Source organism: uncultured Gemmiger sp. (genome assembly GCF_934561205.1).
Taxonomy (GTDB): Bacteria; Bacillota; Clostridia; order Oscillospirales; family Ruminococcaceae; genus Gemmiger.
The window spans coordinates 49733-76180 of record NZ_CAKTFU010000002.1 but is presented as its reverse complement, the minus strand read 5'-3'; the positions used below and the strand labels follow the sequence as shown (position 1 = coordinate 76180).

The 26448-nt window shown below is 58.2% G+C and carries 21 protein-coding genes and 1 other annotated feature; of the genes, 13 read left to right on the top strand and 8 right to left on the bottom strand.

The annotated features are described in order from the left end of the window. The first annotated feature begins 89 nt into the window (after window positions 1-89). Complete coding sequence (locus Q0I19_RS01780; RefSeq protein WP_294758544.1) at window positions 90-2360, top strand: ATP-dependent Clp protease ATP-binding subunit; 2271 nt, start codon at window positions 90-92, stop codon at window positions 2358-2360. 53 nt (window positions 2361-2413) lie between these two features. Here the strand turns inward: Q0I19_RS01780 and Q0I19_RS01775 are convergent, their stop codons facing one another. The 4 genes from Q0I19_RS01775 to nth all read right to left on the bottom strand — a co-directional run bounded on the left by Q0I19_RS01775 (window position 2414) and on the right by nth (window position 5239). Further along, window positions 2414-2842 carry an aspartate carbamoyltransferase regulatory subunit gene (locus Q0I19_RS01775; RefSeq protein WP_294758547.1) on the bottom strand — a complete coding sequence of 143 codons (429 nt, stop codon included), beginning with the start codon at window positions 2840-2842 and terminating at the stop codon, window positions 2414-2416. Continuing rightward, window positions 2836-3783: an aspartate carbamoyltransferase gene (gene pyrB, locus Q0I19_RS01770; protein WP_294758548.1), complete on the bottom strand. Its 948-nt coding sequence runs from the start codon at window positions 3781-3783 to the stop codon at window positions 2836-2838. The genes Q0I19_RS01775 and pyrB overlap by 7 nt, the downstream gene beginning before the upstream one ends. 62 nt (window positions 3784-3845) lie before the next feature. After that, window positions 3846-4598: a GntR family transcriptional regulator gene (locus Q0I19_RS01765; RefSeq protein ID WP_294758549.1), complete on the bottom strand. Its 753-nt coding sequence runs from the start codon at window positions 4596-4598 to the stop codon at window positions 3846-3848. After that, window positions 4595-5239, bottom strand: coding sequence for an endonuclease III (gene nth, locus Q0I19_RS01760; protein WP_294758551.1), 645 nt, complete (start codon window positions 5237-5239; stop codon window positions 4595-4597). Before nth ends, Q0I19_RS01765 begins: the two co-directional genes overlap by 4 nt. Before the next feature lie 110 nt (window positions 5240-5349). Between nth and Q0I19_RS01755 the strand changes: the two genes are divergently transcribed. The 3 genes from Q0I19_RS01755 to clpB all read left to right on the top strand — a co-directional run bounded on the left by Q0I19_RS01755 (window position 5350) and on the right by clpB (window position 10443). Next, the gene (locus Q0I19_RS01755) at window positions 5350-6612 is read left to right on the top strand and encodes a replication-associated recombination protein A (RefSeq protein WP_294758553.1); all 1263 of its coding nucleotides are present in this window, start codon (window positions 5350-5352) and stop codon (window positions 6610-6612) included. A gap of 4 nt (window positions 6613-6616) precedes the next feature. Next, window positions 6617-7549, top strand: coding sequence for an alpha/beta fold hydrolase (locus Q0I19_RS01750; RefSeq protein ID WP_294758555.1), 933 nt, complete (start codon window positions 6617-6619; stop codon window positions 7547-7549). A 281-nt stretch (window positions 7550-7830) separates the two neighbouring features. After that, window positions 7831-10443 (top strand): ATP-dependent chaperone ClpB, encoded by a 2613-nt coding sequence (gene clpB, locus Q0I19_RS01745; protein WP_294758557.1) that lies wholly within the window; start codon window positions 7831-7833, stop codon window positions 10441-10443. 57 nt (window positions 10444-10500) lie between these two features. On the opposite strand, the gene Q0I19_RS01740 is transcribed toward clpB, so the two are convergent. Genes Q0I19_RS01740 through potA form a run of 4 tightly spaced genes read right to left on the bottom strand, consistent with a single transcriptional unit; the run spans window position 10501 to window position 14486 of the window. Further along, window positions 10501-11754 (bottom strand): spermidine/putrescine ABC transporter substrate-binding protein, encoded by a 1254-nt coding sequence (locus Q0I19_RS01740; RefSeq protein WP_294758559.1) that lies wholly within the window; start codon window positions 11752-11754, stop codon window positions 10501-10503. A 1-nt stretch (window position 11755) separates the two neighbouring features. Next, on the bottom strand, window positions 11756-12613 hold the full coding sequence (locus Q0I19_RS01735) for an ABC transporter permease (RefSeq protein WP_294758561.1): 858 nt from the start codon (window positions 12611-12613) through the stop codon (window positions 11756-11758). Window position 12614: 1 nt separating this feature from the next. Continuing rightward, entirely contained in the window at window positions 12615-13436 is an 822-nt protein-coding gene (locus Q0I19_RS01730) for an ABC transporter permease (protein ID WP_294758563.1), read from the bottom strand. Between the two features lie 3 nt (window positions 13437-13439). After that, window positions 13440-14486, bottom strand: coding sequence for a spermidine/putrescine ABC transporter ATP-binding protein (gene potA, locus Q0I19_RS01725; protein ID WP_294758565.1), 1047 nt, complete (start codon window positions 14484-14486; stop codon window positions 13440-13442). A 344-nt stretch (window positions 14487-14830) separates the two neighbouring features. Between potA and Q0I19_RS01720 the strand changes: the two genes are divergently transcribed. From Q0I19_RS01720 to leuD, 9 genes are all read left to right on the top strand, one after another. Next, on the top strand, window positions 14831-15568 hold the full coding sequence (locus Q0I19_RS01720; protein ID WP_294758567.1) for an acyl-ACP thioesterase domain-containing protein: 738 nt from the start codon (window positions 14831-14833) through the stop codon (window positions 15566-15568). Window positions 15569-15646: 78 nt separating this feature from the next. Next, window positions 15647-16513: a TraX family protein gene (locus tag Q0I19_RS01715; protein WP_294758569.1), complete on the top strand. Its 867-nt coding sequence runs from the start codon at window positions 15647-15649 to the stop codon at window positions 16511-16513. A gap of 15 nt (window positions 16514-16528) precedes the next feature. Then, entirely contained in the window at window positions 16529-17209 is a 681-nt protein-coding gene (locus Q0I19_RS01710; protein ID WP_294758571.1) for a response regulator transcription factor, read from the top strand. Beyond that, entirely contained in the window at window positions 17191-18561 is a 1371-nt protein-coding gene (locus tag Q0I19_RS01705) for a HAMP domain-containing sensor histidine kinase (RefSeq protein ID WP_294758572.1), read from the top strand. Before Q0I19_RS01710 ends, Q0I19_RS01705 begins: the two co-directional genes overlap by 19 nt. 88 nt (window positions 18562-18649) lie before the next feature. After that, complete coding sequence (locus Q0I19_RS01700; protein ID WP_294758573.1) at window positions 18650-20617, top strand: fructose-1,6-bisphosphatase; 1968 nt, start codon at window positions 18650-18652, stop codon at window positions 20615-20617. A 425-nt stretch (window positions 20618-21042) separates the two neighbouring features. Next, window positions 21043-22548, top strand: coding sequence for an IMP dehydrogenase (locus Q0I19_RS01695; RefSeq protein WP_294758575.1), 1506 nt, complete (start codon window positions 21043-21045; stop codon window positions 22546-22548). 138 nt (window positions 22549-22686) lie between these two features. Then, window positions 22687-22941 (top strand) — a binding site (T-box leader). Between the two features lie 76 nt (window positions 22942-23017). Next, window positions 23018-24685, top strand: a complete 1668-nt coding sequence (locus Q0I19_RS01690; RefSeq protein WP_294758577.1) for a 2-isopropylmalate synthase — start codon at window positions 23018-23020, stop codon at window positions 24683-24685. Window positions 24686-24700: 15 nt separating this feature from the next. Further along, on the top strand, window positions 24701-25960 hold the full coding sequence (leuC, locus tag Q0I19_RS01685) for a 3-isopropylmalate dehydratase large subunit (RefSeq protein ID WP_294758578.1): 1260 nt from the start codon (window positions 24701-24703) through the stop codon (window positions 25958-25960). Window positions 25961-25963: 3 nt separating this feature from the next. Then, window positions 25964-26446: a 3-isopropylmalate dehydratase small subunit gene (gene leuD, locus Q0I19_RS01680; protein WP_294758580.1), complete on the top strand. Its 483-nt coding sequence runs from the start codon at window positions 25964-25966 to the stop codon at window positions 26444-26446. Window positions 26447-26448 lie beyond the last annotated feature (2 nt).

The following is a 26448-nucleotide window of genomic DNA, read 5'->3' as shown; positions in this document are numbered from 1 at the left end:
TCATGGCGGGATTGGCCCGATTTCGATGATTATTTGCGCTATCGCGGCCTATACTTGCAGTATCGGAAACTCAAAGCAAGGGGGACACCATGTTCTATCAATATAAAGGGCTTTCGCGGCAGACCAGCCGCACCGTGCGCACCGCCTTGGCGCTGGCCGGCAAACAGGGCTGTCATGAGGCCGATACCGGACATTTTTTGCTGGCGATGCTGCGCTGTGCCCAAGGACCCGCCGCAGACTTTCTGCACCGCAAGCATATCACAGCCGCCGCGCTGCAAAGCAATACTGCTTTACAGCCCGCCGCCGCACCCTGCCGCCTGCACAAAAACGACCTTGCCTGCGAAAGCCGCAAGGCTCTGGAATTTGCCGTGCTGGGGGCACATGCTGCCAACCGCCCCAAGGCTGAAAACGAGCACCTGCTCTGCGCCATGCTGGAGGATGCCTCCTGCACGGCAAGCGTCTGGCTGGCGTCCTTAGGGGTGGAGGTCACACAGGCCGCGCGGGAATGTCGGCAGCTCAGCGGGCAGACTGTCTTGCCTGTACAGCCCCGCATGAGTGCCCCGCGCACCAACCGTCCCAGCGAGAAATACGGCCGCGACCTGACCCGCCTTGCGCAGGAGGGCCGCCTGGACCCCGTGCTGTGCCGAGACGACGAACTGGAACGCATGATTGAAATTTTATGCCGCCGCCGAAAAAACAACCCCTGTCTGTTGGGCGAGCCGGGAGTCGGAAAGAGCGCCCTGGCCGAGGCGCTGGCGCAAAAAATCGCTGCGGGGCAAATCACCCCTGCATTGCGCGGCAAGCGGCTTTTGTCGCTGGACATGGCGTCGATGGTGGCGGGCACAAAATACCGCGGTGATTTTGAGGAGCGTTTCAAAAGCCTGTTGGAGGAGCTTTACCGCGACCGCAGCACCATCCTGTTTATTGACGAGATCCACATCATTGCGGGGGCCGGTGCCGCCGAGGGTGCCATTGACGCCGCCAGCATCTTAAAACCGATGCTGGCGCGGGGCGAGATCCAGCTGATCGGTGCCACCACACCGGAGGAATATCGCAAGACCATACAAAAGGATTCTGCGCTGGAACGGCGTTTTGGCAAGGTCATGGTCGAGGAACCCACGCCGCGCCAGGCCGAAAAAATCTTGGCCGGGCTGATGCCCCGATACGAGCGCTATCACGGGGTGGTCATGCCGCCCGAAACCATCCACGCCGCCGTGGAGTTGAGCGTGCGGTATCTGCCCGGCCGCTTTTTGCCCGACAAGGCCATCGACCTTTTGGATGAGGCTGCCGCCGCCAAACGCATTGCCGACATTGGCGGCGAGGGCAAACGCATCCTGACCGAAAACGACGTGGCACACATTGTCAGCAAGGCAAGCGGTGTGCCGGCCGACCGTGTAAACGAAGCAGAGCGCGAACGCCTGAGTTGCCTGGAGGCACGTCTGAACGAACGGGTAGTCGGCCAACCCCGCGCCGTAGCTGCCGTGGCTGCCGCCATACGCCGCAGCCGCACCGGTCTGCGTGAAAACGGCAAGCCCATCGGAGCCATGCTGTTTTTGGGGCCGACCGGTGTGGGCAAGACCCAACTGGCCCGCACACTGGCCGACTGCTGGTTCGGCAGCGAAAAGGCCCTGCTGCGCTTTGACATGTCCGAGTATATGGAACGCCACACTGTCGCCCGTTTGATCGGTGCACCGCCCGGCTATGTCGGACACGAGGAGGGCGGGCAGCTGACCGAGGCCGTGCGCCGCCGTCCCTACAGCGTCGTGCTGTTTGATGAGATCGAAAAAGCCCACAGCGATATCCAAAACATCCTGCTGCAAATTCTGGAGGACGGCTGCCTGACGGATTCACAGGGGCGGCGGGCGGATTTTTCGCACACGATCTTGCTGCTGACCTCCAATTTGGGGGCGCGGTATCTTTCGGGGCAGACTGCACCCCTGGGCTTTGGTTCCGCCGACACCGCTGCGGCGCGTCGGGGTCAGCAGGCCCTGCAGGAGGCGCGCGCGTTTTTCCGCCCTGAGCTGATGGGACGGCTGGATGACACGGTGCTGTTTTCTCCGCTTACGCCCAAGGAGCTTACCGCTATCGCAGACCGTCTGCTGACCGAGTTGGAAGCCCGCGCTGCCGCCCAGGGGTATGCCCTGCGCCACACCGCAGCTGCCGCGCAAGCCTTGGCGGGGGACACCGTGCCGCCCTACGGCGCGCGTGAGCTGCGCCGCAGGGTCAACCGCGCCGTAGAGCAAGCCCTTGCCGACCGCATTGCCGAGGGCACGGCACATCCGGGCACCGTCTACACCGCCGACGCCGATGCCGAGGGGCATATCATTTTGACAGAGAGTGACTTAGCCGCCTGCGTGTAAAGCAGAAAAAGGTTTCCCCGAAAAACAGGGAAACCTTTTTTGTTTTATGCTTTTTACGGCTTTACGCTGAATTCCTGTTCGCAATAAACGCAGCGGTAGCGGCCGCTGGGGGTCAGGGCAAAGATATGGTCGCAGCCTTCCTCCATAGAGGTTATGCAGCGCGGGTTCTTGCACTTGATGACATTGACCAGGCGCTTGGGCTGTTCGGGGCGGATCTTTTTGCTGACATGGCCGTTCTCGATGACCGTAATGGAAATCTGCGGGTCGAGATAGCCCAGAATATCAAAGTTCAAGCCGGACACATCGCCCTCGATTTTGATGATATCCTTCTTGCCGGTTTTTTGGCTGCGCACGTTCTGCAGCAATGCCACGCTGGCGTCGTTCAGCTTTTCCAGCTCCATCAGGTGGTACAGTGCCAAGCCCGTACCTGCGGTAATGTGGTCGATAACCACGCCGTTTTGAATTTCGTCAATGTTCAGCATTCCAGTACCGCCTCCCCGGTTTTGGGGTCTTTCAGACCCAGCAAAGTCATGATCAATGCCATGCGCATGTACACGCCGTTCTGCACCTGCTCAAAGTAGGCAGCGCGGGGGTCATCGTCAACGTCCAGTGTAATTTCATTGACGCGGGGCAGGGGATGCAGCACCGCCATGTCGGCGGGGGCCAGTTCCAGCTTTTCCTTGGTCAGGACATAGCTGTCCTTCAGGCGGATATAATCCTCCTCGTTGAAAAAGCGCTCGCGCTGCACACGGGTCATGTACAAAATATCCAGCTGAGGCAGCGCCTCCTCCAAACTGCGGGTCTCCACGAAGGAGATGCCGTTCGGCTCCAGGATTTCGCTGATAATGTAGTCCGGCACACGCAGCTCCTCAGGGCTGATAAGAACGAACTTCATACCGGGCAGGCGGGACAGGCTCTTGATCAGGCTGTGCACCGTGCGGCCGAATTTCAGATCCCCGCAAAAGCCGATGGTCAGATTGTCCAGCCGACCCTTGCGGTGGCGGATGGTCATCATGTCCAGGAGCGTCTGGGTGGGGTGGCTGTGGCCGCCGTCACCTGCGTTGATGACAGGGATACGGCTGTACCGTGCGGCGCGCAGCGGGGCGCCCTCTTTGGGGTGGCGCATCGCGGCAATGTCGGCAAAGCAGCTGATAACGCGGATGGTATCAGCCACGGTTTCGCCCTTGGTAGCGCTGGACACACCCGCATCGGGGAACCCCAAAACCTGGCCGCCGAGGTTCAGCATGGCCGCCTCAAACGAAAGGCGGGTGCGGGTGCTCGGCTCGTAAAACAGGGTAGCCAGCCGCTTGCGGGCTGCCACATCCTTGTACGCCGCCGGATCATCGTGGATACGGTCGGCAAGGTCCATAAGGCGCAGGGTTTCTTCCAGCGTAAAGTCTGACGGATCGATAAGATGTCTCATAAACAATCCCCTCAAAGTAAAAGATTCCTATCTATATAACAGGGCGCGGCCGCCCGGTTACCTTATAATAGCTTGCGCACCATCGCAAAATCAAAGAAATCGGTATACCATGTCTGGCAGCAGATGACCGGCTTGCACAGGCGGGAATAGCAGGTTTCGTCCAACCGCAGCAGCGCCTGGTCAGGGCGCAGCCCCAACTGACGGCGCACCCCCGGCGAGCCTGTCACAGCGTGCAGATGCGCCAGTGTCTGGGTGATTTCCGTGTGGCAGTAAGCGGCGGCAATTTCAAAAATCGGTTGGCTGAAATCGATCCGATCCAGCCGCTTTTCCTCAAACAGCGCCAGCGGCAGAATATCGGTCGAGAACAGCACAGGGATATCATCTGCCAGCACACGGCGGCGCACAAACACCAGTGTCTGCGGGCCTTCGTGGGGCAGCTTTAGGCGACGTATCATTTCGGCGTTGGCAGGTTCCTTGGTAACGGTCAGGCTGTCACTGTGGGGTTCCTTGCCGATGGCACGGATCATCTTGTAGAATTCCAGCTTTTTGTCCATGCGGTTTTCTACATTGGCAATATCACGGTTGATGAGCGTGCCGATGCCGCGCACGCGCTCCAGATATCCCGCACGCTCCAGTTCACTCAGCGCATCGCGCACGGCCGTGCGGCTCAGGCCCAAAAACTCGGCCAGTTCCACCTCGCTGGGCAGCTGCTCGGCCTCGGCATACACGCCGTGCCGCAGCTCATACGCCAGACGGTCGGCAGCAGCGCGGCTGCGCAGCTCGCCGCCAAGGCGGGTTTCGGTTTCTTTTTTCATTCGGCAAATTCCTTTCGTGCCCGGCAGATGTCCGCCAGGCAGCATTTGTCGCAGTAGGGTTTGGTGCGGGCGGTGCAGACCGCGCGCCCGTGATCCACCAGCCGATGGCAAAAGTCGTTGCTTTCCTCCGGCGGGATCAGCTTCCACAGGGCTTTTTCGACCTTGGCGGGTTCCTTGATGTTGTCCACCAGCCCGATGCGGTTGCACAGGCGTATGCAGTGGGTGTCCGTCACAATGGCAGGCTGCCCGAACACATCGCCCATAATCAGGTTAGCACTCTTGCGCCCCACGCCGGGCAGGGAGAGCAGGGCATCAAAATCCTGCGGCACCTTGCCGCCGAACTCATCGCGCAGCTTGCGCATACAGGCTGAAATATCTCTTGCCTTGCTATGCCCCAGGCCGCAGGGCCGCACGATGGCCTCAATGTCCGCAGGGTCGGCGGCCGCCAATTCGTTTACGCCGGGGTACTTGGCGAACAGCTCCTGCACCACAACGTTTACGCGGGCATCGGTGCACTGTGCCGCTAGGCGCACCTCTACCAGAAGCTGCCACGCGTGGTCGTAATCCAGCGTGCAAACCGTCTTGGGATATTCGGCTTTCAGGCGCTCAATGCACAGCGCCGCCCGTTCGTTTTTTGTCACTGCTTTTTCTCCGTTTCTGCTCTTTCCCCTTGATTCTACCACGCGAATCCACTATAATCAAGTATAGAAGTCGGATTGTTTGTAATACTTTTATAAAAAGGAACACAAAAATGGAACCTTTAGCACAGCGTCTGCGCCCCCGCACGCTGGACGAAGTCTGCGGGCAGCAGCATCTTTTGGGCAAAAATCAGGTATTTCGCCGCACGGTGGACAGCGGCAAAATCCCCAATATGATCTTTTACGGTCCCTCCGGCGTGGGCAAAACCACGGTGGCCAGCATCATTGCCGCAGGCAGCGGTATGCGTCTGCACAAATTAAACGGCACCACAGCGGGCACCGCCGACATCAAGGCCGTGCTGGCGGATATCGGCACGTTGGGGGCAAGCGGCGGCATTTTGCTGTATCTGGACGAGATCCAGTATTTCAACAAGCGCCAGCAGCAAAGCCTGCTGGAATGTGTCGAGCAGGGTACCGTCACGCTGATCGCCTCCACCACCGAGAACCCGTATTTTTACGTCTACAACGCCCTGCTTTCGCGCTGCACGGTGTTTGAGTTCAAGGCGCTGACCGACGCGGATATCCGCAAGGGGCTGCAAAACGCCGCCGCGCGGCTTGGTGCCGAGGAACAGCAGCCTGTGCTGATTCCCGATGATGCACTGGACTATCTGGCGCAAAGCGCGGGGGGCGATATGCGCAAGGCGCTGGGCAATCTGGAATTTGCCGTGACCGCCGCCCCCATTGAGAATGGTGCCCGCACCATTACCTTAGATATGGTGCAGCAGGTTGCCGTGCGCACCGCCATGCGATACGACAAGCTGGGCGATGACCACTACGACATTGTTTCGGCGTACCAGAAATCCATGCGCGGCTCTGACCCGGACGCGGCGCTGCATTACCTTGCGCGGCTGCTGGAAGCAGGGGATCTGCCCAGTGCCTGCCGCCGCCTGATGGTCTGCGCGTGCGAGGATGTTGGTCTTGCGTGGCCGCAGATCATCCCCATTGTCAAATCGGCGGTGGACATTGCCAACGCCGTCGGTATGCCCGAGGCACGGCTGCCTCTGGCGGATGCTGTCATTCTGGTTGCCACCGCGCCCAAATCCAACTCCGGCCACGATGCCATCAACGCCGCCATGGCGGACGTACAGGCGGGGCGCACAGGGCCGATTCCGCGCCAGCTGCAAAACAAGCACTATGACGGCGCCGATGCCAAGGTCAAGGGGCAGCATTACCTCTACCCGCACGACTACCCCAACCACTGGACAGCGCAGCAGTACCTGCCCGATGCCATCAAGGACCGCCGCTACTACGAACCCGGCGACAACAAAAACGAACAGGCATTTGCCCAATACTGGAAAAAGATCAAAGGAGAATAACGCTATGTCTGAACTCTGCTGCGAAACTCTGCATTTTGCCTCCGCTGACAAAAAGCATCAATGTGCCGCCTACATTTACACCATGCCCGATGTACCTGTGCGCGGTGTGCTGCAGCTCAGCCACGGCATGTGCGAATATGTGCAGCGCTATGCCCCCATGGCGCAGTTTTACGCCGCGCATGGCATTGCGCTGGCCGGCAACGACCATCTGGGCCACGGCGGCAGTGCCGCCGAAAACGAGCGCGGCCACTACGGCGAGCCGAACGGGCGCTTTAACCTGCTGAACGACCTGCACACAATGAACACCCTGCTGCACGAGAAATTCCCCAATGTTCCGATCATTTTATACGGCCACAGCATGGGCAGCTTTTATGCGCGCTGGTACGCCGAAACCTGGCCCGAAAGCATCAGCGCCGCCATCTTCTCCGGCACGGCAGGCCCCGCTGCCGCCAACCTTTTGGGGCAGCCGCTCTCCGCGCTGATTGCCGCCGTCAAGGGCAACGACCATGTTTCACCCTTTATGGTCAAGCTGAATTTCGGCAGCTACTGCAAGCGCATCCCCGATGCAAAATCCCCCAATGCGTGGCTGACCCGTGAGGAAAGCGTCGTCACCGCCTATGACGCCGACCCGCTGTGCACCTTCCCGTTCACGGCGGGCACCTACCGCGAAATGCTGACGGTGCTCAACCATGTCAGCAGCAAAAAATGGGCGCAGAACTTCAACAAGGATCTACCTGTTCTGCTGATTGCCGGTGACGGCGACCCCGTGGGCAACTACGGTGCCGGGGTGCGCGCGGTCTGGGCTATGCTGGGCGATGCAGGCGTCAAGGATCTGACCTGCCAGATTTGGGAGGACGCCCGCCACGAACTGCACAACGAAACCAACTGTGCCGAGGTCTTTGACTATGTGCTGACTTGGATCGAGAATTATCTGTAAAAAACAAACGTAGCTCCCCGACCCACGGTCGGGGAGTTTTTGTATCCGCCGCCCGGTACCGCCGCGCAGCGCATTGAATTAGCACATTGTATTCTCTTTTGCCAATTTTGCGGTAAAGCAGTCAAAATCGTTCACAAATTCTTTTCAATTTACCCTATTGACATCTCCCACCAAAGTGGTACAATATTAGCAGTCGAGAGGTTAGAGTGCTAACAGGCACAGGAGCCCCGCGACTCGCAACCGTAAATCCGCCGTATCTGCAAAAAAGGAGGTACGCTTTTATGAACATGAACCAATTCACCCAGAAAACGCTGGAGGCTCTGCAGAGCGCACAACGCCTTGCGGTAGAGTATTCCAACAACGCCGTGGAGCAGGAGCATCTGCTTGCGGCACTGGCACAGCAGCAGGACGGGCTGATCCCGCAGCTGCTGACCAAGCTCGGCGCCGACCCCAATGCCTTTGCACAGGCCGCCCTGCAAAAGGTCGAGGCCTTGCCCCGAGTCACCGGCTCCGGCCGTGACCCCGACAAGGTCTATATTTCCGGCGACCTCGACCGCGCCTTAAACGCCGCCGAGCAGCAGGCCAAGCAGATGCAGGACGAATATATCAGCGTCGAACACGTATTCCTTGGCATTTTGCAGCGCCCCGGCAAGGCAGCCGCCGAGCTGTTCAAGGCGTTCGGCATCACGACCGAGCGCTTTATGCAGCAGCTGTCGCAGGTGCGCGGCAACCAGCGCGTGACAACCGATAACCCCGAATCCACCTACGATGCCCTGAAAAAATACGGGCAGGATCTGGTGGAGATGGCGCGTGCCAACAAGCTGGACCCTGTCATCGGGCGCGATACCGAAATTCGCAACGTTATCCGCATTTTAAGCCGTAAGCGCAAGAACAACCCTGTTCTGATCGGTGAGGCCGGTGTCGGCAAGACCGCCATTGCAGAGGGGCTTGCGCAGCGTATCGTGCGCGGTGACGTGCCCGAAAACCTCAAGGATCGCACGGTGTTCAGCCTGGATATGGGCGCACTGGTCGCCGGCGCCAAATACCGCGGCGAGTTTGAGGAGCGCTTGAAGAGTGTTCTGAACGAGGTCAAGAAGTCCGAGGGCAAAATCATCCTGTTCATTGATGAACTGCACACCATCGTCGGTGCAGGCAAGACGGACGGCGCTATGGATGCCGGCAACCTGCTCAAACCTATGCTGGCGCGCGGCGAGCTGCACTGCATCGGCGCCACCACATTGGACGAATACCGCGAGTATATCGAAAAAGACCCCGCGCTGGAGCGTCGTTTCCAGCCCGTTATGGTCAACGAGCCTACCGTGGAGGATACCATCTCCATTCTGCGTGGTCTGAAGGAACGGTATGAGGTCTACCACGGCGTCAAGATTCAGGACGCTGCATTGATTGCCGCCGCCACGCTGTCTGACCGGTATATCACCGATCGTTTCCTGCCTGATAAAGCCATCGACCTCGTGGATGAAGCCTGCGCCATGGTCAAGACCGAGCTGGACTCCATGCCCGCCGAGTTGGACGAAATGAACCACCGCATCACCCAGCTGCAAATTGAGGAAGCCTCCTTGAAGAAGGAGACGGACGAGCTTTCCAAGCAGCGTCTGGACGCGCTGGAAAAAGAGATGGCCGAGCTGCGCGACACCTTCAACAGCAAAAAGGCACAGTGGGAAAACGAAAAGAACGCCATCAACAAGGTGCAGAGTCTGCGCGCCGAGGTGGAATCCACCAAGGCGGAAATCGAAAAAGCCACCCGCACCGGCGATTACGCCAAGGCCGGCGAGCTGCAGTACGGCAAGCTGCCCACTCTGCAAAAGCAGCTGAACGAGGAAGAAAAAATTGCCGCCGAAAAGAAGGAATCCAGTCTGCTGCGTGACCGCGTGACCGATGAGGAAATCGCCCGCATCGTGGCGCGCTGGACGGGCATCCCCGTCGCCAAGCTGGTCGAGGGCGAGCGTGAAAAGCTGCTGCGCCTGCCGGACGTGCTGCACAAGCGCGTGATCGGTCAGGACGAGGCCGTACAAAAGGTTTCGGACGCCATTCTGCGTTCCCGCGCGGGTATCGCCAACCCCAACCGCCCTATCGGCAGTTTCCTGTTCCTCGGCCCCACGGGCGTTGGCAAGACCGAGTTGGCCAAGGCACTGGCACAAGCCCTGTTTGACGACGAAAAGAACATGGTGCGTATCGACATGACCGAGTACATGGAGAAATTCAGCGTATCTCGTCTGATCGGTGCACCTCCGGGATATGTCGGCTATGAGGAGGGCGGCCAGCTGACCGAGGCTGTGCGCCGCCATCCGTACAGCGTTGTGCTGTTCGATGAAGTCGAAAAAGCACATCCGGACGTCTTTAACATCCTGCTGCAGGTACTGGACGACGGCCGCATTACCGACAGTCAGGGTCGCACGGTGGACTTTAAAAACACCGTCATCATCCTGACCTCCAACCTCGGCTCCGATTTGATCCTGGAGGATTTGGAAAAGAGCCGTGCTGCCGGCAAGAACGAGCTTTCGGACGAGGCAAAGAGCGCCATCGACCAGCTGCTCAAGCGCCAGTTCCGCCCCGAATTCCTGAACCGTCTGGACGACATCGTCTACTACAAGAGCCTGACCAAGCAGGAGATCGGCTCCATTGTCGACTTGATGCTGGCCGATCTGCGCCGCCGTCTGGCGGACAAGCAGCTGAACCTGACCGTCACGGACGCTGCCAAGAATGCCATCATCGACGGCGGGTACGACCCCATCTATGGTGCCCGCCCGCTGAAACGGTATATCCAGGCCCACGTTGAAACGATGATCGCCAAAGAGATCATCGGCGGGGCACATGCGGCAGGGGACACCCTGACCGTGGACGCCGGTGCCGACGGCAAGCTGTTTCTGCGCTAAACATCCATAAAGCAAGGGACCCCGAGTCGCAATGACTTGGGGTCCCTTTTTGTTTGCTTAGTAACTGTCGCGGGATTTTTTGCGCAGCTTGCGCCAGATGTTAAAGCCGGAAATGGCAAGCGCCACCAGCAGCATCACGATAACCATCCAGCCACTGCCGCCCTCCTCGAAGCTCTTCATTTCGCTCCATTGGGCATCCATGGCGGCGTTGATCTCGTCAGGCAGGGTGGTGAACACTTCCGCCTTGTCCAGCACCTCCTGGTCGGGGTAGGCGATCTCGCTGTACTTCAAATCATCGTCCAGCATTTCCCACACGGCGGTGATGGGCGTCGAGTAGCCGATGTAATCGCAGTTGGCAAGACCCACCGACGGCTCGCACATATAGTTGATGAACATCTCCGCCGCCTCTTTGTTTTTGGCATTGGCAGGGATGCACATGCTGTCCACAAAGAAGTTCACGCCTTCCTCGGGGTGAACAAACGCCAGGTCGGGGTTTTCGTCGATCATCGTCAGCGCATCGCCGGCGTAGTAGGGCGCCATGGCAGCCTCGCCGCCCTCCATCTTGTCGAAAATTTCGTCCATAACGTAGGCTTGCACAACGTTTTTCTGCTGCTTCAGCGCATCCATGACGGTGGACACTTCCTCGACCGACTGCGGGTTCAGCGACAGCCCCAGCATCTTGGCGGCAATGGCGTAGGCATCGCGGGAGTTATTGAACATCAGCACATTGTTGGTGTACTCGACATCCCACAGCGCCGACCAGCTTGTGGGCGGTTCCTCCACCATGGCGGTGTTGTAAATCAAGCCCGTCGTGCCCCAGGTATAGGGCACACTGTACACGTTGGCGGGGTCAAAGTCCCAGTCGGTGTACTCCTCGCCAATGTTGGCAAAGTTCGGGATATTGTCGTAGTTCAGGGGGGCAAGCATACCCTCCTTCGCCATTTTGCCGATCATATACTCCGACGGAAAAATCACGTCATAGGACGCGCCGCCCGACTTCATCTTGGCATACAGGCTTTCGTTGGAGTCAAAGGTCGTGTAGTTGACCTTGATGCCGGTCAACTCCTCAAAGGCGGCGATGACGTTCACGCTGTCGTCGCTGCCGTCCGAAATATACAGACCCCAGTTGTAGACATTCAGGGTGATGCGGTCGTTGGCAAAACGGCGCCAATCGTAGTCGCCGGACACCGAAATATCCTCATTCACCTCGATCTCGTCAGCCGCCAGGGCGGGCGCGGCGGTAAACACCGCCGTCATGCCGACAGCCGCCAGAGCCGCGGCAAGTCTGCGGAATTTTGTCAGCTTTTTCATATCAGCGCACCCCCTCGCCCTCGGCCTGCATGGCCTTGCGGATGGCTTTCTGGTTGCGCCGGTAAGCGCGGGAATCCATCGCGTTGGAAATGAGGATGATGGTCAAAATCACGCAGAACATCACCGCCGACAGGGCATTGATCTCCGGGCTGACCTTTTTGCGGGTCATCGAGTAGATGGCAATGGGCAGCGTCTGCATCGTGCCGGAGTTGAAGTAGGAAATCATAAAGTCGTCGATGGAGTAAGTCAGGCAAATTAAGAACGCCGACAGGATAGCAGGGGACAGCTGCGGCAGAATCACCTTGGAAAACGCCTGCCGGGGCGTGCAGCCCAAGTCCAGCGCGGCATTGTACAGGCTGGGGTCAAGCTGGCGCAGCTTGGGTGCCACGTTAAAAATCACATACGGCACGTTAAAGGTGATATGCGCAATCAGCAGCGTAGTCCAGCCGAAGATGCCGCCCTCCCCGCCGATGCCGAAATTCTGCGCCATAACGAACAAAAGCATCAGAGAAACACCGGTGATGATCTCCGGGTTGACAACCGGCACATAGCTGATGTTGTTGATCAGCAGCTGGCTGCGGCGGGACATCGAGTTGATGCCGATGGTCGCCAGTGTACCCAGCACCGTTGCCAATATGCTGGATGCCAGCGCCAGTACCAGGCTGGAACCCAGCGCCGACAAGATCATCTCGTTATGGAACAGGCTCTTGTACCAATCCAGCGTAAAGCCGGTAAAGTACGAGCGGGACTTGCTCTGGTTAAAGCTGAACGCAATCATAACCGCGATCGGCAGGTACATAAAGCAGAACACCAGCACAATGTAGGTGCGCTGCAAGAGAACAGATTGCTTTTTGTTCATCTTACATCACCCCTTCCATTTCCGACTCGTCAAAGCTGGAGGTAAAGCTCATGCACAAAAGAACAATGACCATCAGCACCAAGCTCATGGCAGAGCCAAGGTTGAGGTTGTAGGAGTTGCCGAGGAACTGCAGCTCGATCAAATCGCCGATCAGCAGGTTGGAGCCGCCGCCCAGCATACGGCTGATAATAAAGGTAGACACCGCCGGCACAAACACCTGCGTAATGCCGGTGGCAATGCCGGGACCGGTCAGGGGTACCAGCACGCGCCACAAGATCTGCCAGACATTGCAGCCGAGATCCTGCGCCGCTTCGATGATGGAATCATCAATTTTGGTCATCGCCGTGTAAATTGGCAGGATCATAAAGGGCAGGTAGTTGTACACCATACCCAGCACCACCGCGCCGGAGGTGTTGATCATCGTAAAGGGGCCAAGGCCGAACAAGCCGAAAAATTTATTGATCAGGCCGTTCTTTTCCAGCAGGGTCATCCACGCATAGGTGCGCAGCAAAAAGTTCATCCACATCGGCAGCATGACCAGCATCAGCATAATGTGCTGCTTGTTGGCGCGCAGGCGGGACAGAAAATACCCCACGGGGAACGCCAGAACCAGGCAGATGACGGTGGACACCGCCGCCAGGATCAGGCTGCGCATAAACACGCTGGCATACCGCCCGATTTGGGTCAGGTTTTCGAGGGTAAACTGCCCTTCGGCGTTAGTCAGGGCGTACCACACCACGATAAACAGCGGCACAACGATAAATATCCCCATCCACAGCAGATAGGGACCTGCCAGCCAGCGGGAGGCTTTGGATTTGAGCATCGCTTACACCTCCGAGCGCTTCATAATATGAATTTCGTCGGGTCCGATGTTCATACCGATCAGCTCGCCCGGCACACTCGCTTGGGTGGAGTGGATCAGCCACTCGTACCCTTCGACGTCAACGTGCATCTCAAAGTGAACGCCTTTAAAGATGACCTCGCGCACAAGACCCGTCAGCATACCGATGCTCGGCGGTACGATCTGTACGTCCTCGGGGCGGATAACGACCTTGACCGGCTCGTTGATTTTAAAGCCGCGGTCCACGCAGGTAAAGTCATGCCCGCCGAAGTTGACCAAAAAGTCCTTGAGCATCACGCCGTCCACGATGTTGGAATCCCCGATAAACTGCGCCACAAAGGCATTTTGCGGTTCGTTGTAGATATCCTGCGGCGAGCCGATCTGCTGGATGTTGCCGCCGGACATAACCACAACGGTGTCGGACATGGTCAGCGCTTCCTCCTGATCGTGGGTAACATACACAAAGGTAATGTTCATCTCACGCTGCAGGCGCTTAAGCTCCAGCTGCATTTCCTTGCGCAGCTTTAAATCCAGCGCGCCCAAAGGCTCGTCCAGCAGCAGCACGCGGGGCTGGTTGACCAGACTGCGGGCAATCGCAACACGCTGCTGCTGACCGCCCGAAAGCTGGTGGATGCTGCGGCGCTCGTAGCCCTTCAGACCTACGATCTCCAGCATTTCCAGCACCTTGGGGCGGATCTCCTCCTCCGGCAGCTTTTTCAGCCGCAGACCGAACGCCACGTTCTCAAACACATTCAAATGCGGGAACAAGGCGTATTTCTGGAACACCGTATTCACCGGACGCTTGTACGGCGGCAGGTCGGCAATATCCTTGCCATCAAAAAAGACATTGCCGGATTTCGGCGTAACAAAACCGGCAATCACACGCAGAGTCGTTGTTTTTCCGCACCCGGAAGGTCCCAGAAAGGTAACAAACTCTTTGTCGTGAATATCCAGCGAAAGCCCGTCAAGGACCTTTTGCCCGTCAAACTCTACAACAATGTCTTTCAGCGATACGATACAATTTTCATTCATTTTTACTGCATCCCCCTTTGCGGAATTTCCAGCCGAACCCCTGCAAAGGGCGCCCGGCGGGTCAGTGCCTATTATGCCGCCCCGCAAAGGTTTGTTACACGGAAGATCCGCTGCAGCAGCACATACAACACCAATGTGTCAAGGCAGAGATATTTGCCCCCAGATGCACACATACACATTTATTATAAAGGATGGGAAATGTTTGTCAACCGTATTTGACCCAAAAGCACTTATTTTTTGAACATTTTGTAAAGACGCCCTGTATTTCAACATCCGCTTTGCATTTTGCAGCGCCTTGTGGTATACTTTTGTCAAGATTCACAATTTGGCAAGGGGGATTTTGTATGCCGCAGCCTATGACCACCTACACCCAAAAATTCACCGTATATCGTCACGATGGGGACCACCGCGGTCTTGTCAAGCCCGGTGCCTTGCTGCGCTACGCCCAGCAGATCGCCACCGTCCACGCCGAAGCCGTGGGGCTGACCGATGAAGTCTACACCGCCACCCACACCGCCTTTGTGCTGGCAAAGCTCGCCCTGCACGTCACCCGCACGCCCAAGGTGGACGAGGAGCTGACCGCCGTCACCCAGCCCGAAGCCTGCAAACGCGCGGTAAACAAACGCATCACCCGCTTTTTGGACGCCGCCGGGCAGGAGGTTGCCGTGGTTGACAGCCGCTGGGTACTCATCGACACCGAAAAGCGCATCATCCTGCGCAAGCATCCGCCGGAATTTCAGGATTTCTGGGCGTCCGACGTTCCCTTTGAGCTGCCTTTAAAAATGCAGAAGCCCGCCCCCGAAAGCTGCACCTCGCTGGGGCAGCGCACCGCCGGGTACAGCTATTGCGATATGAACGGGCATATGAACAACACCCGCTATGTGGACGTCATCTGCGACGCCCTGCCGTGGTCGGTGTGGGACACCGCGCAGCTGCGCGATCTGCGCATTTTCTACCACCGCGAGGTTCCCCGCGGGGAGAGCTTTGCCCTGTCCTGCCTGCAAACCGAGGACAATCGCTGGTATTTCAGCGGCGAGCGCGACGGCAAAAGCGCCTTTGAGGCGGAAATGATTTTCGGTTGATTTTTCGTTGTTTGCTTAGAGTTTCTACATAAATCCCTGTTATGCTGTTCCTGTAACCACAGAAAGGGGATTTATTCTATGAAACAACGTATACAAAACGGGCTTTCCGGCACGGCACTCAAAACCATTGCCTTGGTGTTGATGCTGCTGGATCACATCCACTACTTTTTTGAATTTACCGGGCTTGTACCCGTTTGGTTCAGTATGCTGGGGCGGCTGGCTGCACCGCTGTTTTTGTTCTGCACGGTCGAGGGCTTTGCCCACACGCACGACCGCAAGCGCTATATCCTGCGCATCTGGCTGTTGGGCGCCGCTATGGGTACGGTGGAATTTTTTATGATGTACGCAGGTGCGCTGCGCCGCGGGGACGATTTTTACCCCCAAAACGCTATCTTTCTGGCATTGTTCTGGCTGTGCCTTGTCTGGCAGGGCATCGACTGGCTGCGCCAGAAAAAGTGGCTGCCTGGTCTTGCCGCCGTGCTTGGACCCATCGTGTGGCCGTTTATCGTGGCGGGCATCCTGACAGCATTTGCGCCGCAGATCACCCAAACCCCCGCAAGTTCCTCGTGGTTTGCTTATCTCATCACCGCTGTGCTGCCGATGTGGTCCACCATCACGGACGGCGGGTGGTTTTTCCTGCTGAGCGGCATTTTGCTATATGCGCTGTACAACCACAAAACGCTGCGCCTGCTGGCGTGGGCAGGGATGTCCTTCTTGGGCGATTTTCTTTTGCCCTATCTGCAGGTGCGCAACCTGCCGGGCTTTACCTTTGCGCAGATGTTCACCGTGTATTATGAGTGGCTGAGCATTTTTGCCGTTGTGCTGATGCTGCTGTACAACGGCAAGCGCGGCAGGGGATGCAAGCCGCTGTTTTATATCTTTTACCCGGCGCACGTCTATATTTTGTACGCACTGTCCTGCCTGACCTATACGCTGATGCTGTAAAAAAGAGGGGATATTATGGCGAACATTCTGGCTGTCGATGATGAGCGCGACCTCTGCGCCCTGATAAAAACCACGCTGGAACGCGATGGGCATTTGGTGCAGACCCGCACCTGTGCCGCTGACGTGACCGCCCCGCTTTGCCGCTGGGCGGACTGCATCCTGCTGGATATTATGATGCCCGGCGAGGACGGCTTTTCCCTGTGCCGCCGCATCCGCGCCGATACCGATGCCCCCATTTTGTTTTTGACCGCCCGCACCGATGAACCCTCGGTGCTGACCGGGCTGGGGCTTGGCGCGGACGATTACCTGACCAAGCCCTTCCGCCTGGCAGAGCTGCGCGCCAGAGTCGCCGCCCATCTGCGCCGCAGCAGCCGCACCCCCGCCCACACGCTGGAGCGCAGCGGCGTGCGGTTTGACTTAGCTGCCAAAAGCGCCGCCGTCAGCGGGCAGACCCTGCCCTTTACCAAGTCAGAGTATGCCATCTGCGAGTATCTGGCACTGCACGCCGGGCAGACCTTCAGCAAGGAACAAATTTACGAAGCGGTGTTCGGCTACGACGGCAGTGCCGATGATACCGCCGTGACCCAGCACATCAAAAACATCCGCGCCAAGCTGCGGGCAGCCGGGCTGCCGAACGCCGACAGCATCATTAAAACTGTGTGGGGAGTGGGGTATGTATGGCAAAACGAAGGCTGACCTCCCTGTACCGCGTACTGGTGCGGTATCTGGTGTGCTGCGGCGGCGGATGCGTCCTGCTGGTGCTTATCTGGTGGAGTCTGCTGATGGCGCTTATCCGCCACGGGTTTTTGCTGTCTGCCAATGCCGGCGCCGTAGCCTGCTACGATGCACGGCAAACGGTGGTCACGATGACCGCCGACACCTTTGACGAAACGCAGATCAGCGACCTTTGCCGCTGGGCAATTGTGGAAAACGACGCTGTGACGCGAACCAATATGACAGCCCGGCAGCTGAAAATTGCCCTGAACGCCTTCCACGGCGGCAGCGGCAACCTGGGATATACCACCCAGTACCAATACGACGTAAAAATGGCGGACGGCAGCTTTTGTATTCTGGCGTATGATTATTCCTTGCCCTACGCCGACAAAGCGCTGCGCAGCAGGCTGCCGGATTTTCAAACCAGCTCTATTCTGCTTCTGGTCGTCCTGCTGTTGGGCTGGACAGCACTGACAACGGCACGCACGGTGCGGCGGCTGGCTGCCGACACCGCCCGGCTGAACCGCGCCATTGCGCAGATCGCTGCCCACCGCCCCGATGCCGTGGACGCCGACAGCTGCCGCATCCGCGAATTTTCCGACACGCTGCACGCCATGCAGACGATGGGCAGCGAACTGACCGACAGTCTGCGCAGCCAGTGGCGGCTGGAACAGCAGCGCACCGAGCAGCTGGCAGCGCTGACCCATGATTTAAAAACGCCGCTGACCATCATACGCGGCAATGCCGAGCTTCTCGCCGAGGACGAGCTGACCCCTGCACAGACCGGGCAGACCGATGCGATCCTGCGTGCCTGCGACCGCGCCGGGGAGTATCTGGCGGCGCTGCGCACCGTGAACGCCCAGCCCTCCGCCAAGACGGATTTTGCGGCAGGGGAGTGGCTGGCAGAGCTTTCCGCTGCTGCCCGTGACCTGTGCGCTGCCAAGGGGCTTGCGTTTTCGCTGGTGCAAAAGGACGTTCCCGCCACCCTGACCGCCGCCCGCAGCGATGTGACCCGTGCTGTGGTAAACCTGTTGGACAACGCTGTGCGCTACAGCCCGGCGGGCGGGCGCGTTACGCTGACCGTGCAGCGGCAGGGGGAGTTTCTTTGCCTGACCGTGCAGGATTCCGGCGAAGGCTTTACCGCCGAGGCACTACAAAAAGCCGGGGATTTCCTGTACACCGACGCCGCCCGCCCCGGCAACGGGCATCAGGGTCTGGGGCTGTATTTTGTGCGCTGCACCGCCGTAAACCACGGCGGCAGGCTCGTGCTTTCCAACACGGCCGAAGGCGGTCGTGCCGCCATGACCCTGCTGCTGCAAAGCCCCGGTTCCTGAAATTTGCCTTTTTCTTGTCCTTTTGTTTTTCCCAAAAATGTGCTATACTCCTTATAGATGAAACATAAGGACAGAGAGGAGCTTGCCCGTGCAGTATTCCGATGAACATTTGCGCTATCTGCGCCTGCTTTCGCAGACGTATCAGACCGTGGCGGCCGCCGCCAGTGAGGTCATCCGCATTGAGGCTTTGCTGCGTCTGCCCAAGGGCACCGAGCATTTTATGAGCGACCTGCACGGTGAACATGAGGCGTTTGTACATATCTTAAACAGCGCATCGGGCGTTATCCGCGAGAAGATCGACACCGTGCTGGGCGCGGAGGTTCCCGCCGAGGAACGCGCCGAGTTGGCGACGCTGGTTTACTATCCCAACCAAAAGCTGCCGGAACTCAAAGCACATCGGCAGGACCTGAACGCCTGGTACCGCCTGACACTGCTGCGGTTGATCGATTTATGTCGGTTTGTTTCCAGCAAGCACACCCGCGACCATGTGCGCCGCTGCCTGCCGCAAAACTGCGGCTACATTCTGGATGAGCTGCTGCACGCACATTTTGAGGACCACGACAAGGACCAGTATTACGGCGAAATTATTGAGAGCATCCTGCGCTATGACCGCGCCGACGCCTATATTGTGCGCTTTTGCGAGGTCATCAAGCGGCTGGCTGTGGATCGGCTGCATATCGTAGGCGATCTGTTCGACCGCGGTCCGCGCCCCGACCGTATTCTGGACAGCCTGATGGCGCACCATCAGGTGGACATTCAGTGGGGCAACCACGATGTTGTCTGGATGGGTGCCGCCGCCGGAAGCCCGCTTTGCATTATGACAGTGCTGAAAACGACGCTGGCGTACAACAACCTGGATACGCTGGAGGGCGGCTACGGCATCAGCCTGCGCCGGCTCGAACGGTTTTCCCAGAATACCTATGCCGATTCCGACGTGTCGCGCTGGATGCCCCACGCTGACCCGCGCACGGCATCCGGTGATTTGACCGCTGCCGCCCGTATGCACAAGGCTGTGACCGTTATGATGCTGAAATTGGAGGCACAGGTCATTGCCCGCAACCCGGACTTTGCCATGCAGGGGCGCGACTTTTTGAACCACATCGACTTTGCGGCGGGCACGGTGGACTACCACGGCACGGTTTACCCGCTGCTGGATTGCGATTTTCCGACCGTGACCCCCGCCGACCCCACGGCACTGACCGCCGAGGAACAGTACATTCTGGACGGGCTGGTGCGCAGCTTTGCCGAAAGCGAACGTCTGCAGCGCCATGTGCAGTTTCTCTACGCGCACGGCGCATTTTACAAAATCTGCAACGGAAACCTGCTGTACCACGGTGCCGTGCCGATGACCGAGGACGGTGCCTTTGCCGCTATCCGGTTTGAAGGGGTGGCGCGCAGCGGCAAGCAGCTGTTTGACTACTGCGACCGCCGCGCCCGGCAGGGCTACAGTGCGCCGCTTGGCAGCCCCGCGCGGCTGGCCGGGCAGGACTTTTTGTGGTATCTGTGGTGCGGTGCCAAATCGCCGCTTTTCGGGCGCAGCGCTATGACCACCTTTGAACGGCTGTACATTGCCGACCCCGCCGCGCATCGGGAAATCAAGGACCCATATTACCGCCACATTGCCCACGCCGACACGGCGACCCGCATTTTGCAGGAATTCGGCCTTGTGGGCGCAGGCTGCCACATCGTCAACGGTCATGTACCTGTGCGCGCCATTGAGGGGGAAAGCCCCATCAAGGGCGATGGAAGGCTGATCATTATTGACGGCGGTTTCTGCCGCGCTTACCATCAACGCACCGGTATTGCGGGGTATACACTGGTTTACAACTCCCGCGGGCTGATTTTACGCACCCACCAGCCCTTTGAAAGCGCCGAAAAAGCCATTCACGAGGACGAGGACATCGCCAGCAAGAGCGAGTATATCTATACCGCGCCGCAGCGCATCCTTGTGCGCGACACCGACGAGGGCTTGCGCAAGCAGGCGCTGATCCGCGACCTTTGCGCCCTGGTACAGGCGTACCAGACCGGCGTTTTGCCGCAGGGTGTATCGCAATAGAAGGAGAATATGAACAAACTGAAAAAATTACAAATAAATTACAAAAAGGTCTTGACATATAATGACAAAAGGGTTACAATTTAATCACAGGTTAGATATGACCTGTTGTGATCGATAACTCCACATTTTCATGTGTTCTTCTCCTCCTTTCTTTTGAACTCCGCCCTTCCCTCAAGGGCGGAGTTTCTTTTTACCTTATTATAATAGAAACTCCGCAAGCCGGGCTGACGGTTTCTCTGCCGCGGGACATGTACGACACGCTTTCGGTAAAGTCATACTTTGCGCAAAGATTTTGGTGCAATCTGCCCAAGTTTCCGTTTTACGGTGCAAGAAAGATTTCCGCAAAAAGGCTTTGTATTTTGTCCGTGATTGTGGTACAATCTTTCTAATATATGATGCAAACAGGAAGTTAGGAGAGTGTGACTATGGCTTATTATTTTTCCGAACCGTCCCGTACTTTTGGTGAATACCTGCTTGTCCCCGGATATTCTTCCTCCGAGTGTGTTCCTACGGCTGTCAGCCTGAAAACCCCGCTGGTCAAGTACCGCAAGGGCGAGGAAGCCTGCCCGCTGGAAATGAACATTCCCATGGTTTCTGCCATTATGCAGTCTGTTTCCGGCGAAAAGCTGGCCATTGCGCTGGCTAAGCAGGGCGGTGTTTCCTTCATCTACGGCTCCCAGACCATCGAGCAGGAGGCCGACATGGTGCGCCGTGTCAAGAGCTACAAGAAGGGCTTTGTTACCTCCGACTCCAACCTGCCGCCGGAGGCCACCCTGGGCGATGTGCTGGACATCAAGACCCGCACCGGCCACTCCACCGTTGCCATCACCGATAACGGCACTGCCCACGGCAAGCTGCTGGGCATTGTGGCCAGCCGCGACTACCGCCTGTCCCGCATGACGATGGACCTCAAGGTCACCGAGTTCATGACCCCGCTGGAGAAGCTGGTCACCGCACCCTCCACCACCAGCCTGCATGACTGCAACGACATCATCTGGGACAACAAGATCAACTCTCTGCCCCTGGTGGACGAGGAAGGCCACCTGGAATACATGGTGTTCCGCAAGGATTACGACTCCCACAAGGAGAACGTCAACGAGCTGCTGGACGAAAACAAGAGCTATGTGGTCGGCGCCGGCATCAACACCCGCGACTACGCCCAGCGCGTTCCCGCCCTGGTGGATGCCGGTGTGGACGTTCTGTGCATTGACTCCTCCGAGGGCTTCAGCGAGTGGCAGTCCCGCACCATCGCCTGGATCCGTGAGAACTACGGCGACAAGGTAAAGGTCGGTGCCGGCAACGTTGTTGACCGCGAGGGCTTCCTGTTCCTGGCCAAGGCAGGTGCCGACTTTATCAAGATCGGCATCGGCGGCGGCTCCATCTGCATCACCCGCGAGACCAAGGGCATCGGCCGCGGTCAGGCTACCGCTGTCATTGAGGTTGCCAAGGCCCGCGACGAATACTACAAGGAAACCGGCATCTACATTCCCATCTGCTCCGACGGCGGTATTGTGCAGGATTACCACATCACGCTGGCGCTGGCCATGGGTGCCGACTTCGTTATGCTGGGTCGTTACTTTGCCCGCTTTGACGAATCCCCCACGAACAAGCTGCGCGTGGGCGGAAACTACGTCAAGGAATACTGGGGCGAGGGTTCCAACCGCGCCCGCAACTGGCAGCGCTACGACCTTGGCGGCGCCCAGAAGCTGAGCTTTGAGGAAGGCGTAGACTCCTACGTTCCTTATGCCGGCCCCTTGGCGGACGGCGTGCAGACCACCCTGTACAAGGTGCGCTCCACTATGTGCAACTGCGGTGCACTGTCCATCCCCGAATTGCAGGATAAAGCACGTCTGACCGTCGTTTCTTCCACTTCCATTGTGGAGGGCGGCAGCCATGACGTTATCCTGAAGAACGGTCCCCAGAACCGCTGATTTCTGTTTACCCTCATCCCGCCTGCGGCGTTGCCGCAGGCGGGATTTTTGCATAGTTTATTTTTCCGCTTTTTTCGTTCTTTGTGCATTTTGACAGTTGACGTACAATCAATTTTCTGTTACAATAACTGCAACGTTAGAAATGCCGTGAAGGGAAGATGGCAATACCCCTACCGTTGCAGAGAGCTGCCGTTTGGTGCAAGGCAGCACGGCGGATATTGCGTAACTGGTCCCGGAGCAGCCGTGCCGAAGGTTTCAGTAGGTGCGGACGGTGCCTGTCCGTTATCAAGCAGGAGCGATTCGCCGTTTTGGCTGATCGTGCAGAGGGGCCGATTTTCGGCAATGAGAGTGGTACCGCGGGTACAGCAAACAGAATTTGCTCCCGTCTCTCAAAGGCAGTGCCTTTGGGGGGCGGGTTTTTATTTTCCCCGGGGGCGTAAAACGCGCTTTTGACAGGAGGAATCTTACTATGATGGACGCAACCAAGTACAGCATCGGATATTATCAGCCGCCCGTAGAGCCGGGCCATGTATATGAGTGGTGCAAAAAGGACCACATTGAAAAAGCCCCCGCATGGTGCAGCGTGGATCTGCGCGACGGCAACCAGAGCCTGATCGTCCCCATGAGCCTGGACGAAAAGCTGGAATTCTACGATATGCTGGTAAAAATCGGCTTCAAGGAGATCGAGGTCGGATTTCCTGCCGCCAGCGAGACCGAGTACGAATTTCTGCGCGCCCTCATTGACGGTCATCGCATCCCGCAGGACGTCACGGTGCAGGTGCTGACCCAGTGCCGCGACCACATCATCCGCAAGACCTTTGAGGCAGTCAAGGGTGCGCCCCGCGCCATCATCCACTTTTACAATTCCACCAGCGTGGCGCAGCGCGAGCAGGTATTCAAAAAAAGCAAGGAAGAGATCAAGCAGATCGCCGTGGACGGCGCCAAGCTGGTCAAGCAGCTGAGCGAGGAGTACGAGGGCAACTTCCTGTTTGAGTACAGCCCCGAGAGCTTTACCGGTACCGAGCCGGAATATGCCGTTGAGGTCTGCAACGCCGTGCTGGATATCATGCAGCCCACGCCCGACCGCCCGATGATCATCAACCTGCCGGTCACCGTGGAAATGAGTATGCCCCACGTTTATGCCAACCAGATCGAGTGGTGCTCCAACCACCTGAAATATCGTGACAGCGTCATTTTGTCCACCCACCCCCACAACGACCGCGGCTGCGGCGTGGCAGATGCCGAGCTTGCCGTGCTGGCGGGCGCCCAGCGCATCGAGTGCTGCCTGTTCGGCAACGGTGAGCGCACCGGCAACGTTGACGCCATCACGCTGGCCATGAATATGTACAGCCACGGCGTGGACCCCCACCTGGATTTCAGCGATATGCCCGCCATCTGCGAAACTTACGAGCGTGTGACCCGTATGCACGTCTATGAGCGCACCCCCTATGCGGGCAGCCTGGTCTTTGCGGCGTTCAGCGGCAGCCATCAGGACGCTATCGCCAAGGGCATGACCTGGCGCAAGGAGCGCGGGCAGCACCGCTGGGATTGCCCGTATATTCCCATTGACCCGCATGACATCGGCCGTACCTACGATGCCGATGTGATCCGCATCAACTCCCAGAGCGGCAAGGGCGGCATCGGCTTCCTGCTGCAGCAGAATTACGGCTACAACCCGCCGCCGAAAATGCGCGAAGCGCTGGGCTACAAGGTCAAAGAGGTCAGCGACCACGAACACCGCGAGCTGAGCGTAAAAGAGGTGCTGGCGGTATTTGAAAAGAACTATCTCAACCACACCCACCCTCTCAACGTGCCGGACGCGCACTTTATCCAGAATTCGGACGGCAGTATTACTGCCAACATCGTCATCACCGGCGGCGGCAACACTGTCAAATGTACGGCCACCGGCAACGGTCGTCTGGACGCTGTTGCCACTGCACTGGAAAAGCAGACCGGTATGCACTTTACGCTGGTGCATTACAGCGAACACGCCTTGGATTCCGACACCGACTCCCGCGCCTGCTCCTATGTGGGGCTGAAGTGGGCATCCGGTGAGGAAACATGGGGCTGCGGCACCCACACCGACATCATCGTCGCCGGTATCCGCGCCTTGGTAAGCGCCATCAACAACAGATAAGCGGAGGTTTTTCCTATGGCAATGACAATGACCCAAAAAATCCTCGCGGCCCACTGCGGTGAGGCCTGCGTGTACCCCGGCCAGCTCATCAACGCGCGGCTGGATATTGTACTGGGCAACGACATCACCACCCCTGTTGCCATCAACGAATTTGAAAAAGCCGGCTTTGACGCCGTGTTTGATAAGACCCGCGTCAACATTGTGCTGGATCACTTTGTGCCCAACAAGGATATTAAAAGCGCAACCCAGTCCAAGCAGTGCCGCGAGTTTGCCGACAAGTATGACATTCTCAACTTCTACGATGTCGGCAGGATGGGCGTAGAACACGCCCTGCTGCCCGAGAAAGGCATCGTAACGGCAGGGGACTGCATCATCGGTGCTGACAGCCACACCTGCACCTACGGTGCCGTGGGCGCCTTCTCCACCGGCGTCGGCTCCACCGATATGGCCGCCGGTATGGCAAAGGGCGTGGCGTGGTTCAAGGTGCCCGCCGCCATCAAAGTCGAATTGGTCGGTGCGCTGAAACGCTCGGTCTGCGGCAAGGACGTGATTTTGCACCTCATCGGCGAGATCGGCGTGTCCGGTGCGCTGTACAAAAGTCTGGAATTCACCGGCGAGGGCATCAAGAGCCTGACGATGGAGGATCGCCTTTGCATCTGCAATATGGCTATTGAGGCCGGTGCCAAGAACGGCATTTTCCCGGTGGATGAAATCACCGAGGCCTACCTCAAAGGCCGCAGTCAGCGCCCGTGGGTCAAGTACGAAGCCGACCCCGATGCCGAGTACGAGCGCACCGTTAACATCGACCTGTCCGCCTTGGAGCCGACCGTCAGCTATCCGCATCTGCCGGAGAACACCCACCCCGCCAAGGACGGCAAGGACATCAAAATTGACCAGATCGTCATCGGCTCCTGCACCAACGGCCGCATCGAGGATATGCAGGCAGCCTATGAGATCCTGAAAGGCAAACAGATCGCCAAGGGTGTGCGCGGCATTATCATTCCCGCCACGATGGAGGTCTACAAAGAGTGCATCCTGCGCGGCTATACCGAAGCATTTATCGACGCAGGCTGCATCGTTTCCACCCCGACCTGCGGGCCCTGCCTGGGCGGTTATATGGGCATTTTGGCGGCAGGGGAGCGCTGTGTTTCCACCACCAACCGCAACTTTGTGGGACGTATGGGACACGTTGATTCCGAGGTCTACCTGGCCAGCCCCGCCACTGCCGCCGCCAGCGCCCTGACCGGTTACATCACCGACCCACGGGAGGTATAAGCCATGAACGCAAAAGGAACTGTTTTTAAGTACGGTGACAACATTGACACCGACGTCATCATTCCCGCACGCTACCTAAACACCCAAAGTTCGGCCGAGCTGGCCGCCCACTGCATGGAGGATATCGACAAGACCTTTGTTGACCGCGTAAAAGCGGGGGATATCATGGTCGGCGGTGAAAACTTCGGCTGCGGCTCCTCGCGCGAGCATGCCCCCGTGGCCATCAAGGCGGCGGGCATCGACTGCGTAATTGCCAAGAGCTTTGCCCGCATTTTCTACCGCAACGCCATCAACATCGGGCTGCCGATTCTGGAATGTCCCGCCGCCTGCGACGCCATTGCCGAGGGCAACACCGTGCGCATCGACTTTGACACCGGCCTTATCACTGACGAAACCACCGGGCAGCAGTTCCAAGCCGCCCCGTTTCCGCCCTTTATCCAGCAGATCATTGCCAAGGGCGGCTTGATGAACAGTCTGAAGGATTGAGA

What these genes read in the sequence shown, in the direction of transcription:
- Q0I19_RS01780 (WP_294758544.1), top strand. Translation starts at nt 90, where the DNA reads ATGTTCTATCAATATAAAGGGCTTTCGCGGCAGACCAGCCGCACCGTG.
- Q0I19_RS01775 (WP_294758547.1), bottom strand. Translation starts at nt 2,842, where the DNA reads ATGCTGAACATTGACGAAATTCAAAACGGCGTGGTTATCGACCACATT.
- pyrB (WP_294758548.1), bottom strand. Translation starts at nt 3,783, where the DNA reads ATGAGACATCTTATCGATCCGTCAGACTTTACGCTGGAAGAAACCCTG.
- Q0I19_RS01765 (WP_294758549.1), bottom strand. Translation starts at nt 4,598, where the DNA reads ATGAAAAAAGAAACCGAAACCCGCCTTGGCGGCGAGCTGCGCAGCCGC.
- Q0I19_RS01755 (WP_294758553.1), top strand. Translation starts at nt 5,350, where the DNA reads ATGGAACCTTTAGCACAGCGTCTGCGCCCCCGCACGCTGGACGAAGTC.
- Q0I19_RS01750 (WP_294758555.1), top strand. Translation starts at nt 6,617, where the DNA reads ATGTCTGAACTCTGCTGCGAAACTCTGCATTTTGCCTCCGCTGACAAA.
- clpB (WP_294758557.1), top strand. Translation starts at nt 7,831, where the DNA reads ATGAACATGAACCAATTCACCCAGAAAACGCTGGAGGCTCTGCAGAGC.
- Q0I19_RS01740 (WP_294758559.1), bottom strand. Translation starts at nt 11,754, where the DNA reads ATGAAAAAGCTGACAAAATTCCGCAGACTTGCCGCGGCTCTGGCGGCT.
- Q0I19_RS01735 (WP_294758561.1), bottom strand. Translation starts at nt 12,613, where the DNA reads ATGAACAAAAAGCAATCTGTTCTCTTGCAGCGCACCTACATTGTGCTG.
- Q0I19_RS01730 (WP_294758563.1), bottom strand. Translation starts at nt 13,436, where the DNA reads ATGCTCAAATCCAAAGCCTCCCGCTGGCTGGCAGGTCCCTATCTGCTG.
- potA (WP_294758565.1), bottom strand. Translation starts at nt 14,486, where the DNA reads ATGAATGAAAATTGTATCGTATCGCTGAAAGACATTGTTGTAGAGTTT.
- Q0I19_RS01720 (WP_294758567.1), top strand. Translation starts at nt 14,831, where the DNA reads ATGCCGCAGCCTATGACCACCTACACCCAAAAATTCACCGTATATCGT.
- Q0I19_RS01715 (WP_294758569.1), top strand. Translation starts at nt 15,647, where the DNA reads ATGAAACAACGTATACAAAACGGGCTTTCCGGCACGGCACTCAAAACC.
- Q0I19_RS01710 (WP_294758571.1), top strand. Translation starts at nt 16,529, where the DNA reads ATGGCGAACATTCTGGCTGTCGATGATGAGCGCGACCTCTGCGCCCTG.
- Q0I19_RS01705 (WP_294758572.1), top strand. Translation starts at nt 17,191, where the DNA reads ATGGCAAAACGAAGGCTGACCTCCCTGTACCGCGTACTGGTGCGGTAT.
- Q0I19_RS01695 (WP_294758575.1), top strand. Translation starts at nt 21,043, where the DNA reads ATGGCTTATTATTTTTCCGAACCGTCCCGTACTTTTGGTGAATACCTG.
- Q0I19_RS01690 (WP_294758577.1), top strand. Translation starts at nt 23,018, where the DNA reads ATGATGGACGCAACCAAGTACAGCATCGGATATTATCAGCCGCCCGTA.
- leuC (WP_294758578.1), top strand. Translation starts at nt 24,701, where the DNA reads ATGGCAATGACAATGACCCAAAAAATCCTCGCGGCCCACTGCGGTGAG.
- leuD (WP_294758580.1), top strand. Translation starts at nt 25,964, where the DNA reads ATGAACGCAAAAGGAACTGTTTTTAAGTACGGTGACAACATTGACACC.